Below are 14,327 nucleotides of genomic sequence, written 5' to 3' on the forward strand. Positions count from 1 at the left end.
AATGAAAATTTTCAATCATCTTGAATTTATACGTCGTCCGATTTATGCTACGATCCTTGTCTTTCTTGTCGTCATTACAGTCATGATTTTATCTGCGGGTTCTGGGGAATTCCCCTTGTCTCCGTTGAACGTAGTATCTGCCCTATTTGGTTACGGAGATGGGTTTAATCAAACGATACTGATTGACTTTAGGCTACCGCGAATCGTACTAGCTCTTTTTGTCGGAATGTCTCTTGCTGTATCGGGGGCTATCTTACAAGGCATTACGAAAAACCCACTGGCATCACCTGATTTAATAGGAGTCACTGCTGGAGCTTCATTCGCTGTAGTACTGTTTTTAACACTATTCTCAGATGAAAATAATTCATTAACCGTGAGTATTCAGTGGTTACCTTTATTCGCCTTTTTAGGAGCTACTATCACCGCACTTGTTGTTTTCTTATTGTCCTGGAAAAATGGGATTGCACCTTTTCGACTTTTGTTAATCGGGATTGCCGTAGCCGCCTTCATGCAAGCAGGTACGACCATTTGGATATTGCTGGGTCCGATTTATCAAGCAAGCCAAGCAACTATTTGGACGACCGGTAGTATATATGGGGCAAATTGGTCACAAGTTTCCGTGTTGATTCCGTGGGCCATTTTATTAATCGCTATTTCTCTTTTACTGAGACGACAAATGAATATTTTAGAACTTGGGGATGATATTGCAACAGGAGTTGGATCACGGGTCCAAAGAAACCGTGTACTTTTGCTATTAGTAAGCACAGGATTAACAGGCATTGCAGTCGCTTTCGCAGGAGGCATCGGTTTTGTTGGATTGCTTGCCCCTCATATTGCAAGAAGAATTGTAGGGCCTAAGTTTCAATCAATGGTGTTATTTTCTGCTGGTATAGGGGCATTACTCGTCCTCATTGCCGATTGGATTGGACGGGTTGCATTTGCTCCCATTGAGGTTCCTGCGGGTGTTTGGACAGCTGCTGTTGGAGCACCTTATTTCATTTTCTTATTAATTACGCAGAGGAAAAAGGGTGGAGCTTAATGCAAAGTGCTATAAGGAATGATATGTCCACAAATTTTCGTTGGTATCACACTCAATCGGCTATGGACAAATTGACATTGTCAGAATTGTTTAACGAATCCATTCGCGATCAGCATATAATTCGACTAATGACCGAATTTGGTAGTCCCAGCAGAGCTCATGCTGTTTCAATGACCGTCAAACGTATCGGTTACATGGCTGCTCTAATGATTTATGCTCGGATTAAGCACTCTGTCTTAATAAGCCCTAATGAATGTAAATTCATCACGATTTACGAAGAATCATCAAAAGCAAGTTGGCAACCTGTTTATTCATTTCCACTTGAAACTGCCGAACGAGGTCTCTCCACTGTTGAATGGATTACAAGAGAATTGTATGCGAAAACACTTGTCCCTTTAATTGAACTTTTTGCAAAAGAAAAAGGAATTTCACGTGTGGTATTATTTGAAAATATATATACCTATATGAAATGGATTTTCATTTCAAAACTTCAAGATGACCTTACTTTCCAACAGTTGAACAAGACACCCGCTAGTGATTATGGCCTGCAGAAACAGCATCCCTTAGCCCTTTATGAATGTGGACCGAGTGCATCACGAAAAACATGTTGCTTGTATTATCAAACACAAGGTGCTGTAAAACCTTGTAAAACATGTCCTTTATAAGAACAAGCTTGAGAGAAAAATCACTCAAGCTTGTTTTTTCATTTCGTAAAAGGAAATTTTGGGAATTCATTCATTCGATACATACCCAGTTTTCTCTACCAGCTCTTGTCCTTCTTCAGATAATATCCAATCAATAAAATCCTGTGCATGTGGATTTTTTGTTCCAGCAGTAATGGCGTAAAATTCAGCTGTGATCGGATAGGTGCCGGACCGGATAGATTCTTTGTCTGGATAAACCCCATCAATTTCAAGTAATCGGATGTCATCATTGCTTACCATTTCAGTTGAAAAGAAGCGGTATGTATAACCAATGGCATTGCGGTAATTTTTATATTCCGTTACTTCGCTAATAATTCCGCCCATACCCGTGACGATATCCTTCGTAGGTGCTTCCATCATCACTTGAGATCCCATGAATTTTTCCGCTGCGGTTTGACTGCCACTATCAGCAGGACGCTGGAAAGTACGGATTGCATTATTTTTTCCGCCAACATCTTTCCAATTTGTTACTTTCCCGGAATAGATTTCCCTAATTTGGTCACTTGTTAAACCTTTGATTGAGTTTTTCGTATGGACAAAATATACAAATGCTTCCTTACCTATTGGTGTCATTTTTAGTGTAACCCCACGAGCTTTTGCATAATTTAGTTGTGCTTCGGATGGACCAGCCACAAAAATAATGTCTACAGTACCTTTGATCAAGTTGTTATAAGCCTGATCCGTTTTTGTCGACATTACGGTCTGACCATCGAATGTGTACTCGTTTTTGGGATAGGTAGCCTGTGCAAAAGCTGAATACAAAGGATACAGTGCAGTCGCACCATCCAATTTGAGTAGATTATCGTTCGGTAATTGCAATGATGCTTTCTTTTCTAATGTCGCCGCTTTCGTTCCTTCCATATTCGGTTGATATTGCACCAAATTCACTTCTGCACTCACTGTATCCACATTTTCATGATATAAATCTTTAGCCAAATAGCCACCTGTACAAACAAAGAGTAATGCTATGGTTATTAATAAACCTTTCTTTCCATTATTCCTTTTTAATAAACCAAAGGTATAAAATACACACAGTAAAAAAGCAGAAAAACCTATTGCTATTATGAACGGAAGAACTGCTAACTTCCCTCCCATGAGCAGCCAATAAAGCACTCCAAACCCTGTAAAAAAGCTAATAACTATGAATATAACAATGCTGTATACGATATGGTAAATCATTTTGATTTTCAAAAAAAGTCCCCCAGTACTCTCGAATATTATCTACTTAAATTCGAGTGTAATTGGAGGAATCCCTTTAATTTGTTAGATATTCTATTTAATTGGTGATGACATCAGCTTTCTTTAAGAAAGCAAAAAAAGGTGAGACTTTTAGACTCACCTTTTTCGTTTTATTAATCTAGTATTTTGATTTGTACTGTTTGACGTCCCCAGTTAAGAGCATCATCTTGCTCTGGAATAAAGACATCAATGATATTTCCTTTTATCGCACTACCAACATCCCCTGCGATTGCTTCACCGTAACCTTCAACCCACACTCTTGATCCAAGTGGAATTACTGTTGGATCTACCGCAATGACTTTTTGGTTCGGATTTGAACGCAAATCAATCCCAGTAGAAGTTACACCAGAACATCCTTCACAAAATGCTGTATATGCTGTTGCTGTGACTGTCATTTCTTTTGTTGCAGACGAAGTTGGAGCCACAACTGGTTCTGATTCTTTTGCTGGAGCGGGTGCTGCTTTCGTTGTTGTTTTAGCTGTTTCTGGAGCTTGTGTTTTCGCTACTTCAGGTTCAGACTGCACAGTTGTATGAGCTGAATCAACTTTTGAACCTTCAAGTACTAGTTCTTCCCCAGTAATAATCAAATCTGATGAAAGATTATTATTCTTCTTTATCTCATTTACTGATAAACCATAGTTTTCAGCAATAGATGATAGTGTATCGCCTTTAATAACGATATGGACTTTCACAGAGTCTTCTACTTTCAGTTGTTGAGCTGGATATATAAGAGTAGAATCTAAATCGTTCCAAGTTTGTAATTCTGTTACGCTTACATTATTGGCTTGTGAAATCGCCCATAATGTATCTCCTGATTGTACCGTATGAACGCTTGAAGCGAATGCTTGGTTTGCCGTTCCTACTGATAATGCTGCAATTGCAGTTAGTGCAACGATGTGTTTTTTCATGTGATGAATTTCCTCCTTTTCACTAACAAGCAATAGCATACCACCCATAGATGACAAAACCATTGCAAGGCTGTGTGTGAAAGATATCAATTACATGACACCATTTGTGCTTCTGTTTTATTTGTAATATATGGACTTTCTTCCTTTAAAAAATGATTTGGTGTTTATTGAAGCATTTTATGACATGTTCTGTATACTTAATTATCAGACTAAATGCCAATTCATATCTCTAATGTAGTCGATTTGCCAAAAATAGATCTTCCCGCTTTTACCAATGGCATGCAGCACGACCACAGATTACAAAATGATTATACAGTAATAGCAAAAGCGGCTTACCTCTTTCGAAAGGTTCTTTTGCTATTGTGTATTTAGAATTCCCCCAAAATTAAAAACCAAATATTTGTTCTAGCCACATGGTCTTAAATGCGATAATTGCAAACACTAGTAATACAAGGCAGAAAAAAAGATGAATGATATATTCACGCTTCTGAGCTGCAAATTTCCATTCCATCCCTGCTCGAAATAGTTCTAGAATTAAGAAAAATAAAATGATCCATACCTGTAACCATTTGGATTCCGGAAATTGACTACTAAATAGGCTATAACTGATTACCATAACTACTAATAGAATGATTTCTCCCCATCTATGAAACTTGTTCATATATCGTGACCGCTTCTTATCTCGTTTATCGATCTTGAACACTTTCCGTATACCCATTTCTATGGCTGTCATTATCAGACCAACGATTACAAGAACAATAATAAATTTAACTAAGAACAATTTAGACCATCTCCAATCACTAATTCACCCTATTTACCTTTACTGTTATTTTCAGCAAAAAGTTTCAATAAATTAAATCATATTCCATCTACTTTTCGCAAAAATCCTTTAAACTAAATCATATAACAACAAGGAGGGATATAGTGGCACTTCATTCTTTTCATTTAACAGCAGATTGGCCTGGTCTCCGTAACGACGTCGGCACAATTGAAACTGCAAACTTACATACACAGATATCGATACCACCCGAAATGGATGGACCAGGTATTGGCACGAATCCCGATGAAATGCTATTAGGTGCTGCCGCAACATGTTATATCATCACACTCGCTGCCATGTTAGAACGTAGCAAGATTGATAAAGGACAACTCACAATGACATCCGAAGGCATCGTTGACATCACTAACGGGGTTATTACGTACAAAAAAATTATTCATCGACCTTATCTCATCCTGCAATCAGACAAAGATTTGGCTTTAGCACACAAGCTTGCTCAGAAAGCAGAAAGTTCTTGTATGATTAGCCGGGCACTAAAAGGAAATGTTGAGATAGAGTTAGAAGCAAAGATTGAAGTGGGATCAGTTTAATAGAAAAGAGGGATATGATATGGATTTACAACTAAAAGATAAAATTGTAGTCGTAATGGCATCAAGTAAAGGTTTAGGCAAAGCAACTGCTCTGGAATTTGCCAAAGAAGGGGCAACGGTACTCTTATCCAGTCGTAGCGAAGAAACATTAACCCAGACGGTAGATGAAATTATACAACTGACGAATAATACGAAAATCTTTAGTAAAACATGTGACATGTCTTCAGTGGATGATATCAATAATCTCTTCACTTGGATAACCTCAGAATTTGGTGGGGCTGATATACTAATTAACAATACAGGCGGTCCAACTGCAGGCGGTTTCAAGGATGTAGAGGATCAAGATTGGATGGCTGCATTCGAGAAAAATTTACTTAGTTATATTCGAACAACAAGAGCTGTGCTACCACATATGCAATCAAATAACTTTGGGCGAATTATCAATATATCGTCTTCATCAACAAAAGAGGTGATTGATGGTCTGATCTTATCAAATACTTTCCGTTCAGGTATGGTAGGATTCACAAAAAGTTTGGCTCGTGAATATGCGAAACATAATATTTTGGCAAACACGATAGGTCCTGGACGTATTGAAACAGACCGAATTACAGAACTAGATCAAATATCGGCTGATCGGCAAGATGTCTCTTTTGAAGAAATTACAAAACGCAGCAAGAAAATGATTCCGATTGGGCGCTACGGACAACCAGAGGAATTTGCAAAAGTGGTTTGTTTTTTAGCTTCGCCAGCTAATACTTATATGACAGGTCAATCTCTTGTTATTGATGGTGGAATGCTAAAAGCACTTTAATCCCATGAACACCAACTTATTTGTGGTTGGTGTTTTTTACATGCAAAAAAATCCGTCCTAGTATGTGAACGGATGTTTGAGCTTATTGAATTAAACCTTTTCCACCTTGAGGAACAAACGATTCGATTATTGCCATTCCTAAAATATGCGGGCGGCCTCTTTGTATTAACGTTTTTACGGCATCGAGTGATAGTGACGCTTTGTGTGCATCTTCATCCTGCCAAACTTCGGTAACCCAAATTGCATTTGGTTCTTCTTCTTTGACACTAACAATATACACTTCACATTCTTCTAGTGTATTCATCGCTTCAGCCGCTTCAAGTAATATACCTACTAATTCATCACGCTTATTTTCAACCGTAGTTATTTTCCCAAACATACCAAATTTACTCATATAGTGACTCCTTTACAGACCAACAGGAAATCTTGGTAACTTTAAATGAAACATTGTTCCCTGACCAAGTTCACTGTGTACTGTCATTTGTCCACCATGATCATTAATGGTAGTAAATACTTGTGTTAATCCTAATCCCGTTCCTTCACTTTTACTAGAATAGAACGGTGTTCCGAGTAAATTCAACTTATCTTGGGGAATACCAACGCCTGTATCACTAATTTTCACATTAATAAAGTCGTATTCATAGTAATGCTCAATACAAAGTTTCCCTTTAGCCGGCATTGCTTCAATTGCATTTTTTATTAAATTAAAAAAAGCTTTTAAATACAGATTTTTCTTCCCGAAAATATGTTTTTCAGCATCTCGTAAGTCCATATCCGTTTCAACGTCGTATAGCTTGTCCTGAAACAGGAACATGATTGAATTCAATTCCTTGCACACATCTATTTCAACAATTGGTTCTTCGTAAAGATTTGGTTTTGATACTTGAAGCAAATTTTGCAATGTGTCAATTGCTTTCTCCAGCTCAGATTCCATTGTAGACAAATATGGATGGGAATTGTTTTCTTTTAGCAATTGTAAAAAACCTTTCACAGAAGTTAGTGGGTTTTTCACTTCATGTGCAATTCCTGCAGCAATTTGCCCAATTGAGGCTAATTTTTGACGATCATTCAACATTTTTTCTGTTTCTTTTCGGAGTGTCAGGTCACGTAAAACGAATTGAAAAGCCTTCCGATTCCCAAACTGTACTGGATGACAATAGAGTTCTACGTCTACTAAAGTTCCATCTACTCGAGTAATTTTTTTCTCAATGATTTGAAACGGTTCCTTGTCAGACATCCCTTGATTTATTCGCTCATGAATACTATTCTTCATATTATCTTGAAAATAACTAACAACATCCGTACCAATAATTTTTTCTTTGGTCCCTCTTAGGAAGTTAGCTCCTGATTGATTAATATAAAGAATTTTATGATCTACATCTACATCAATAATTGCTTCGGCAGAGTATTCAATTATTTGACTATACAAGTCTTCTTTTTGTATGCATTCTTTCGACTCCATAGATACTAACACTTGATTCATGATTCAGCTCCATTCTTAAGCAAACTCCGAACTTCGAACTCTGAAAAAATATGTTTATACATACCTACTATTGTCAAAATGGTTGTTGATTTGTTAGAATTTTCTTTCTACTGTTTTTATTGTAACTGATACTATTGCACTTGAAAATACCAAAATTATCATTTCACAACTTTTTCTTTTAAAATCATTAAATTATATTAAAAAGTTTCTAAATTTATTTATAATTTGAATTTTTAAGGTTCAAAAGACCTTATTCTTTTACACAAAAAAGAAGACTAATAATAGTCTTCTGTTCATGTAACATAACAATTAGTTTTTATAAAAGTCCTTCTGTTCATTTTTACCTACATCCTGTGGGGAATCAGAGGAACCGAAATTCTCAACGTCTTTAAAACTATTCTCGTAATCTCTAATACCGCCTGCTTCTTTAATCGGTTGATCGGTTGAAGACCCTAGGATTTCTTCCTCAAGAGGACGACTTTCACTATTGTCAATTGGGGTTGCATGCTCAACACAGGTCAAGGCTGACGGCAAAGCTTCGAGTCGCTCATATGGAATATCTTCACCACATACTGTGCATGTTCCATAAGTACCGTCTTCAATGGCTTGAAGCGCATCTTCAATTTTTTCGACTTCATCTTCTTTATGATTTTCAATGGCCATTTCGGTATTTTGATCGGTTAAGTCTGTTGCGTTATCCGCGGGATGATTATCGTAATTGGATAATTCCGTTGTTTCCAAATGGCTATCTTCATGAATACGACCTTTTACATCCTCCAGGTTATGAATCAATTGATCTTTTAATTGTTTTAATTGTTGGTCCGTCATTTTTGTTCCTCCATGTTCTTTCGCTTTTCTTTTCTATTGCCTAAAACTTAGAAATCAAACCTATTTCTCATGATTTGAGGCAAAGGCGTATGATGGAGAATAAGAAAAGCACATTTCTAGGTCGACACCGGCTGCTGCAGAACCGAATCGAAAGCATGCTTTCGCATGAGGGGCTGAAGCTTAGGTACGAGCTGGCGCTTGGAGCCAGACAGAGCTTAACTAATGAAAGAAAATACCTAATAGAATTTATGATTTCTTATATTTAGGATAAATCGAAGGAGGAATCGCCTTGTCTCGCAATCCTTATTCACTCGTCATCGGTGGCGTATTTGCTCTTTTTATTGCGATGAGTATTGGTCGTTTTGCGTACACACCCATCTTGCCTTTTATGCAACAAGAAACAGGATTTTCAACACGTTTTGCGGGCTTTTTAGCATCAAGTAATTATGCAGGTTATTTAGCAGGAGCTCTAATCGCGAGTCTTGTTCCCCTAAAAAAGAATCGTGCCATGCTCTTGCGGTTTAGTATTGTCATCAGTATATTACTGACGTTATTGATGGGTCTTACATACAGTCACACCTCGTGGATGCTATGGCGGTTTTTATCTGGGATTGCCAGTGCGTTTGTTTTCGTCCTGGCATCGAGTTTAATTCTCGATAAATTAGCAAAACTAGGAAAACTTAGTTGGGTTGGTGTAATGTATGGTGGTGTTGGCCTTGGAATTTTTGTTTCTGGATTACTTGTCCCTGTTCTAATCGAGAACTTCCATTATGAAGGTGCATGGATTGGTCTTGCATGTTTAGCAGGTATTTTAGGAATCTATGTATTTCTAACAGTTAAAGAGGACGAACTCATACCCATTTCTGCAGCGACAAATGAACAAACATTAAAACCAACGAAAAGCCCAAAATGGTTTCCTTGGTTACTATGCTCATATGGACTGGAAGGCTTGGGGTACATTGTTACAGGTACATTCATAGTAGCGATTGCTGAACAGACTGCTGCTTTTAGCGGAAATGCCACAAGTGTTTGGGTAATAGTAGGATTAACAGCAATTCCTTCTTGTGTCATGTGGGCATACTTCGGAAATAAATATGGGTTAATGCGGTCTCTTATGATTCTATTAATCATTCAAGCAGCTGGGATCGCATTGCCAGCCATATCCGCTTCATCTTCAAGTTTTTATGTAAGTGCGGTTCTTTTCGGTGCCACTTTTATGGGGGCAACCACCCTTGCCACAGCCTTTGCTCGTAATAAAAACCCACTTGGTAGTGCACGAGTCATCGCGATTATGACAACTATATACGCACTTGGGCAAATGATTGGTCCTTCAATTGCAGGAGTTTTAACTGCGAAAACAGAAAGTTATACGTGGGCACTTTCAGGAGCAGCTATATTTGTATTTATCAGCGCCATGTTCTTACTTCCTTTAGTTAAACATGAAAGGTTGGAAACCAACGATGACGTTCATTAAAAGAATCGATCACATTCAACTTGCAGCACCAATTGGAAGTGAGGAAAAAGCACGTTTGTTTTTCCAAGGTGTTCTATCTATACAGGAAGTCGAGAAACCTGTGGAATTACAGAAAAATGGTGGAGTATGGTTTTCAAATGACCATGTTCACATTCATGTTGGAATTGAAGAGAAGTTCGTTCCTGCTAAAAAAGCTCATCCTGCTTTTGAAGTTTCAGACATAGAATCATTCGCCTCTCATATCCGTGCGAAAGGTGTCTCGATTCAAATAGATGATAAATTACCAGGTGCTAAACGCTTTTATGTGAATGACCCTTTCGGTAACCGACTAGAGTTTTTAGAATGGATTGAAAATAACAAGGAGTGATTGAATTGCCATACGTCAATATTAAAATTACAAATGAAAATGTGACACCCGAGAAAAAAGCAGCACTCATTCAAGGCGTCACGCAGTTGCTTGTTGATGTGTTGGATAAAAATCCAGAAACTACGGTAGTTGTGATTGACGAAGTAGATACAGACAATTGGGGAATTGGCGGAAAGACGGTTACCGTACGTAGACAAAACGGTTAATAACTCCCGGTGCTCCGGGAGTTTCCTATTCTATGCCAACGGTTGTGCTTCTTTTTTCAAACACGACATTATCTCGCCAAACCCCATCCATTTTACCAATTCGCTCGTGCGTTCCAACCAATCGGAATCCACACGACTTATGTAACGAGATGCTCGCTTGGTTTTCTGGGAAGATGACCGCCTTTAATGTCCAAAAACCCTGTTCCTCAGAAACGTTAATTAATTCATTCAGTAACCGTTTGCCTATCCCTTTGCCTTTCGCACTAGGGTGTACATAAATACTGACTTCTCCGACACCGGCATATACGGGACGTGCTGATGTCATAAGTACTTTTGCCCATGCCAATACTTGATCTTTTTCTTCTGCAATTAAATGACATTCCGGATGTGCAGATTCCATCCATTTTTCATAAGTAGGCGCTTGGGTTTCAAAGGTGGCATTTTTTGAATAAATGCCTTCTTCATAAATTTCTTTTACATCGTTCCAATCATTAGCAACCATTTTTCTGATTTTGATGGTCATTGATTTACCTTCTTTACGAGATTATTTTCACTTATCTTTTTAGTTGCATTTCGCAAACGTTAAATATATAACTACACTAAAGAGGTGGAACATGGAAAACAAACGTGATCTTTTTCAACTGTTAACTCGTCGCTTTGGACTTTTAAATAAAAACTGTTGCACAGCAGAAGGTTTAGATATTTCAACTGTTCATAGCCTTATTTTATATGAAATAGATAAGCAACAAGGACCCACCATGCAGCAAATTGCCGATACTTTGGCAATCGATGTCACGACATTCAGCCGCCAAATCCAAACACTGATCAAGTTGCAACTTGTTTCAAAGTCTCCATCTCCTGATGATAAACGCTATTATATCTTAGCTTTAACGGAACAAGGGCACAAAACTGCTCAAGCAATCGAAAAATCAATGAACGCTTATTTAGATGAAATTTTTTCTCATATGAATGAATTTGAACAAGAAACTGTTTTGAGATCTATTAAATTATTGAACAATGCAATGGCTAAATCAAGTGTATGTTGCATTCCGTATCTATAAGCAAGAGGAATCTTGCTTTTACATTTTATATATACTTGCATTACACAAGTACAAGAGATAAAAAGAGGCAAGTGCTTACTTCTTAACTTTTACAAGTAGTCGATGTGATGACCAGTGGAAAGAGGTAAACCCATCGGTAATTTTACGGGAACGCAATGTATTTGAATAGTTGCAATCCGTCAGTATTAATAACGCCGAAGCAGCTATCGACATATTCCACTGCATTGTAACGCCTCCTTTTCAGCCTATATATATCCCATTCCCTGATGACATTTCCAATAATCTCTTTATTTCAGTCGCATTTTCTTTACGTTAACTAATCGATAACCCTTTGCCAATAAGATTAGCTGACACTGGTTTTTTTCCTATTGCACGAGACCAAACGGATAGTTGACCAATATGATGGATTTCATGTGCAATGGTATGGCGCATAATCTCTCCGAATGTGAGCGTTTCAAGACTTCCATCTTGTTGGAAGTCTTGCACTACATGATCTTCCATTTCACTTTTCCACCCAAGCACAAATTCTTCCACTTGTTTTTTAAATATGGCATCCAGCTCTTTTACCTTCTCCAAACTTTGATACTCTTCAAAACTCTCTTGAAAATCCGGCTCCCCCTGCATGATTCGAATCCAGCTCCATTCAACATCAATAATATGGAACAGTGTATGCAGAATCCCCCCAACTCCACCTGTACGCACCTTCAGCAATTCCTCCAGTGGTACATCTTCACACCACGAATACCATTCTTCTCTGATTGTCCAATTGTAGTTGAAAAAGGTTTTCATTTTTACTCCCCATTTCTAATCTGTTGTCTCTTCTTTACTTAATTCGACGGGCTTTGGATTTTCCCCTACCAAGTGCTCATCATGTGTTTTTTTGCATAGGTTAGGTAGTGCAAATAACAGATTTCTACAGGTAGAGAGGATGAAGATAAATGTGTGGAATTACGGGGTGGGTGCATTTCCAACGAGACTTAAGAACACAATATCCAGTCATAGAAAAGATGACGAGGACACTTGCCAATCGTGGACCCGATGATGAAAATGTGTGGCTGAATACTCATGCGGCATTTGGACATAGACGATTAACAGTCGTTGACCCAGTAGGCGGGAAGCAACCAATGACCAAAACTCATAACTCATCTAGCTATACGCTAAGTTACAACGGTGAATTATACAATACAGAGGATCTTCGGAAAGAGCTGCTGCGAAAAGGCTATACCTTTTCTAGCCACTCTGACACCGAGGTTTTATTGACATCCTATATCGAATGGAAAGAACAATGCGTGAATCATTTCAATGGTATTTTTGCCTTTTCCATTTGGGATGAAAAAGAACAAAAAGTGTTTATTGCCCGAGATCGAATGGGAGTAAAACCTTTATTTTATGCAGAACGCAATGGAGGTTTCCTATTTGGCTCTGAAATTAAATCCCTCTTAGCACACCACGAAGTAAAAACCGAGTTATCGCGTGAAGGTTTGGCTGAAGTATTGGCTGTTGGTCCATCTAGAAAACCGGGGTCCGGCGTTTTTAATGGAGTAAATGAATTACGACCTGCTCATGCATTAACTGTTTCAAAAAAAGGGCTCCGAATTTGGCGATACTGGAACGTAAAGAGTGAGAGGCACACTGACTCGGTAAAAGAAACTGTGGATAAAGTTCAATTTCTAGTAACGGATGCAGTCGAGCGCCAACTCGTTTCGGATGTTCCTCTTTGTACGTTCCTATCAGGTGGTGTAGATTCCAGTGCGATCACGGCAATCGCGGCTAATCGCTATCAGCAAGAAGGAAAAGGTGCGTTGCACACGTACTCGATTGACTATGAAGATAATGACAAGTTTTTTAAAGAGAATGCATTCCAACCAAATGCGGATGGCCCCTATATACAGAAAGTAACAGAGCAATATAATACCGTGCACCATTCCTCCATCATTACGCAAGACCAATTAATTGACCATTTGACGGAAGCTGTTCATGTTCGAGACCTTCCTGGCATGGCGGATGTCGATTCCTCATTACTGTGGTTTTGCAGGGAAATAAAGCAAGACTTTACGGTAGGTTTATCGGGTGAATGTGCAGATGAAATTTTTGGTGGTTATCCGTGGTTTCATAACTTCAAAGATTTAAATGGAACAGGATTCCCTTGGATGAGGTCAACTAGCGAGAGAATCACCTTGCTCAAAGAGGATTGGCGTCAGAAATTAAAACTGGAAGAATATTCTCGGCAAGCATATTTGGATGCAGTCGCTGAAACACCAAGGCTCGACGGGGAAACAGGGACAGATGCCAAACGAAGAGAACTATTTTATTTGAATTTGATATGGTTTATGACCACTCTGCTCGATCGAAAAGATCGCATGAGTATGGGTGCTAGCTTGGAAGTACGCGTTCCTTTTGCCGATCATCGTCTAGTTGAATATGCATGGAATATACCATGGGAAATAAAAATGGCTGGGAATCGTGAAAAAGGAATTTTGAGAAAAGCTCTCGAAGGTTTATTGCCTGACGACGTACTTTACCGTAAAAAAAGCCCGTATCCGAAAACGCATAATCCTTATTACACAGACAAAGTGCAATTGTGGTTGAAAGAAATTCTTATTGACAAGAACTCGATTCTCCATGAACTCTTTGATTCGAAACGGCTAGATCAACTGGTTGAATCAAAAGGAGAAGCCTTCAAAATACCTTGGTTTGGCCAATTAATGACCGGTCCACAATTGCTCGCCCACTTAGCACAAATGCATGTCTGGTATGAAGGCTCGAAAATACAATTGATTGATTGAACTCAGAGAGATTGATGGGATGCATGTGGGTTTCGTCTCAACTTTCTTTGGGA

The 14,327-nt window shown here is 38.4% G+C and carries 17 protein-coding genes; 9 read left to right on the forward strand and 8 right to left on the reverse strand.

The features are described from left to right. Position 1 precedes the first annotated feature (1 nt). Positions 2-1,039 carry a FecCD family ABC transporter permease gene (locus GY23_RS11550; protein ID WP_075619376.1) on the forward strand — a complete coding sequence of 346 codons (1,038 nt, stop codon included), beginning with the start codon at positions 2-4 and terminating at the stop codon, positions 1,037-1,039. A 62-nt stretch (positions 1,040-1,101) separates the two neighbouring features. Further along, complete coding sequence (locus tag GY23_RS11555; protein WP_245827650.1) at positions 1,102-1,704, forward strand: (2Fe-2S)-binding protein; 603 nt, start codon at positions 1,102-1,104, stop codon at positions 1,702-1,704. Between the two features lie 66 nt (positions 1,705-1,770). Here GY23_RS11555 and GY23_RS11560 read toward each other — a convergent pair whose 3' ends face one another. From GY23_RS11560 to GY23_RS11570, 3 genes are all read right to left on the reverse strand, one after another. Continuing rightward, a complete protein-coding gene (locus tag GY23_RS11560; protein WP_245827651.1) occupies positions 1,771-2,934 on the reverse strand; it encodes a PstS family phosphate ABC transporter substrate-binding protein in 1,164 nt (387 codons plus the stop codon). Positions 2,935-3,095: 161 nt separating this feature from the next. After that, positions 3,096-3,890: a LysM peptidoglycan-binding and 3D domain-containing protein gene (locus GY23_RS11565; protein WP_075619378.1), complete on the reverse strand. Its 795-nt coding sequence runs from the start codon at positions 3,888-3,890 to the stop codon at positions 3,096-3,098. Between the two features lie 385 nt (positions 3,891-4,275). Beyond that, on the reverse strand, positions 4,276-4,671 hold the full coding sequence (locus GY23_RS11570) for a DUF4181 domain-containing protein (protein ID WP_075619379.1): 396 nt from the start codon (positions 4,669-4,671) through the stop codon (positions 4,276-4,278). Positions 4,672-4,814: 143 nt separating this feature from the next. On the opposite strand from GY23_RS11570, the gene GY23_RS11575 reads away from it, so the two are divergent. Beyond that, complete coding sequence (locus GY23_RS11575; protein ID WP_075619380.1) at positions 4,815-5,258, forward strand: OsmC family protein; 444 nt, start codon at positions 4,815-4,817, stop codon at positions 5,256-5,258. A gap of 19 nt (positions 5,259-5,277) precedes the next feature. Then, complete coding sequence (locus tag GY23_RS11580) at positions 5,278-6,069, forward strand: SDR family oxidoreductase (protein ID WP_075619381.1); 792 nt, start codon at positions 5,278-5,280, stop codon at positions 6,067-6,069. Between the two features lie 82 nt (positions 6,070-6,151). Here GY23_RS11580 and GY23_RS11585 read toward each other — a convergent pair whose 3' ends face one another. From GY23_RS11585 to GY23_RS11595, 3 genes are all read right to left on the reverse strand, one after another. After that, the gene (locus tag GY23_RS11585) at positions 6,152-6,463 is read right to left on the reverse strand and encodes a putative quinol monooxygenase (protein ID WP_075619382.1); all 312 of its coding nucleotides are present in this window, start codon (positions 6,461-6,463) and stop codon (positions 6,152-6,154) included. A 12-nt stretch (positions 6,464-6,475) separates the two neighbouring features. Next, positions 6,476-7,552, reverse strand: a complete 1,077-nt coding sequence (locus tag GY23_RS11590; protein ID WP_075619383.1) for a two-component system sensor histidine kinase NtrB — start codon at positions 7,550-7,552, stop codon at positions 6,476-6,478. Positions 7,553-7,861: 309 nt separating this feature from the next. Continuing rightward, positions 7,862-8,380, reverse strand: a complete 519-nt coding sequence (locus GY23_RS11595) for a TraR/DksA C4-type zinc finger protein (protein ID WP_075619384.1) — start codon at positions 8,378-8,380, stop codon at positions 7,862-7,864. Positions 8,381-8,669: 289 nt separating this feature from the next. Between GY23_RS11595 and GY23_RS11600 the strand changes: the two genes are divergently transcribed. Genes GY23_RS11600 through GY23_RS11610 form a run of 3 tightly spaced genes read left to right on the forward strand, consistent with a single transcriptional unit; the run spans position 8,670 to position 10,427 of the window. Then, a complete protein-coding gene (locus tag GY23_RS11600; RefSeq protein WP_075619385.1) occupies positions 8,670-9,854 on the forward strand; it encodes a YbfB/YjiJ family MFS transporter in 1,185 nt (394 codons plus the stop codon). Further along, positions 9,841-10,221: a VOC family protein gene (locus GY23_RS11605; RefSeq protein WP_075619386.1), complete on the forward strand. Its 381-nt coding sequence runs from the start codon at positions 9,841-9,843 to the stop codon at positions 10,219-10,221. Before GY23_RS11600 ends, GY23_RS11605 begins: the two co-directional genes overlap by 14 nt. Before the next feature lie 5 nt (positions 10,222-10,226). Further along, positions 10,227-10,427 carry a tautomerase family protein gene (locus GY23_RS11610; protein ID WP_075619387.1) on the forward strand — a complete coding sequence of 67 codons (201 nt, stop codon included), beginning with the start codon at positions 10,227-10,229 and terminating at the stop codon, positions 10,425-10,427. Between the two features lie 25 nt (positions 10,428-10,452). On the opposite strand, the gene GY23_RS11615 is transcribed toward GY23_RS11610, so the two are convergent. Next, entirely contained in the window at positions 10,453-10,950 is a 498-nt protein-coding gene (locus tag GY23_RS11615; protein WP_139311114.1) for a GNAT family N-acetyltransferase, read from the reverse strand. A 91-nt stretch (positions 10,951-11,041) separates the two neighbouring features. On the opposite strand from GY23_RS11615, the gene GY23_RS11620 reads away from it, so the two are divergent. Beyond that, positions 11,042-11,488, forward strand: a complete 447-nt coding sequence (locus GY23_RS11620) for a MarR family winged helix-turn-helix transcriptional regulator (RefSeq protein ID WP_075619388.1) — start codon at positions 11,042-11,044, stop codon at positions 11,486-11,488. A gap of 312 nt (positions 11,489-11,800) precedes the next feature. On the opposite strand, the gene GY23_RS11625 is transcribed toward GY23_RS11620, so the two are convergent. Continuing rightward, entirely contained in the window at positions 11,801-12,277 is a 477-nt protein-coding gene (locus GY23_RS11625) for a DinB family protein (protein WP_075619389.1), read from the reverse strand. Positions 12,278-12,426: 149 nt separating this feature from the next. Between GY23_RS11625 and asnB the strand changes: the two genes are divergently transcribed. Further along, a complete protein-coding gene (gene asnB / locus GY23_RS11630) occupies positions 12,427-14,274 on the forward strand; it encodes an asparagine synthase (glutamine-hydrolyzing) (RefSeq protein ID WP_075619390.1) in 1,848 nt (615 codons plus the stop codon). Positions 14,275-14,327 lie beyond the last annotated feature (53 nt).

Origin of the sequence: Paenisporosarcina indica, assembly GCF_001939075.1 — a bacterium.
GTDB lineage: Bacteria > Bacillota > Bacilli > Bacillales_A > Planococcaceae > Paenisporosarcina > Paenisporosarcina indica.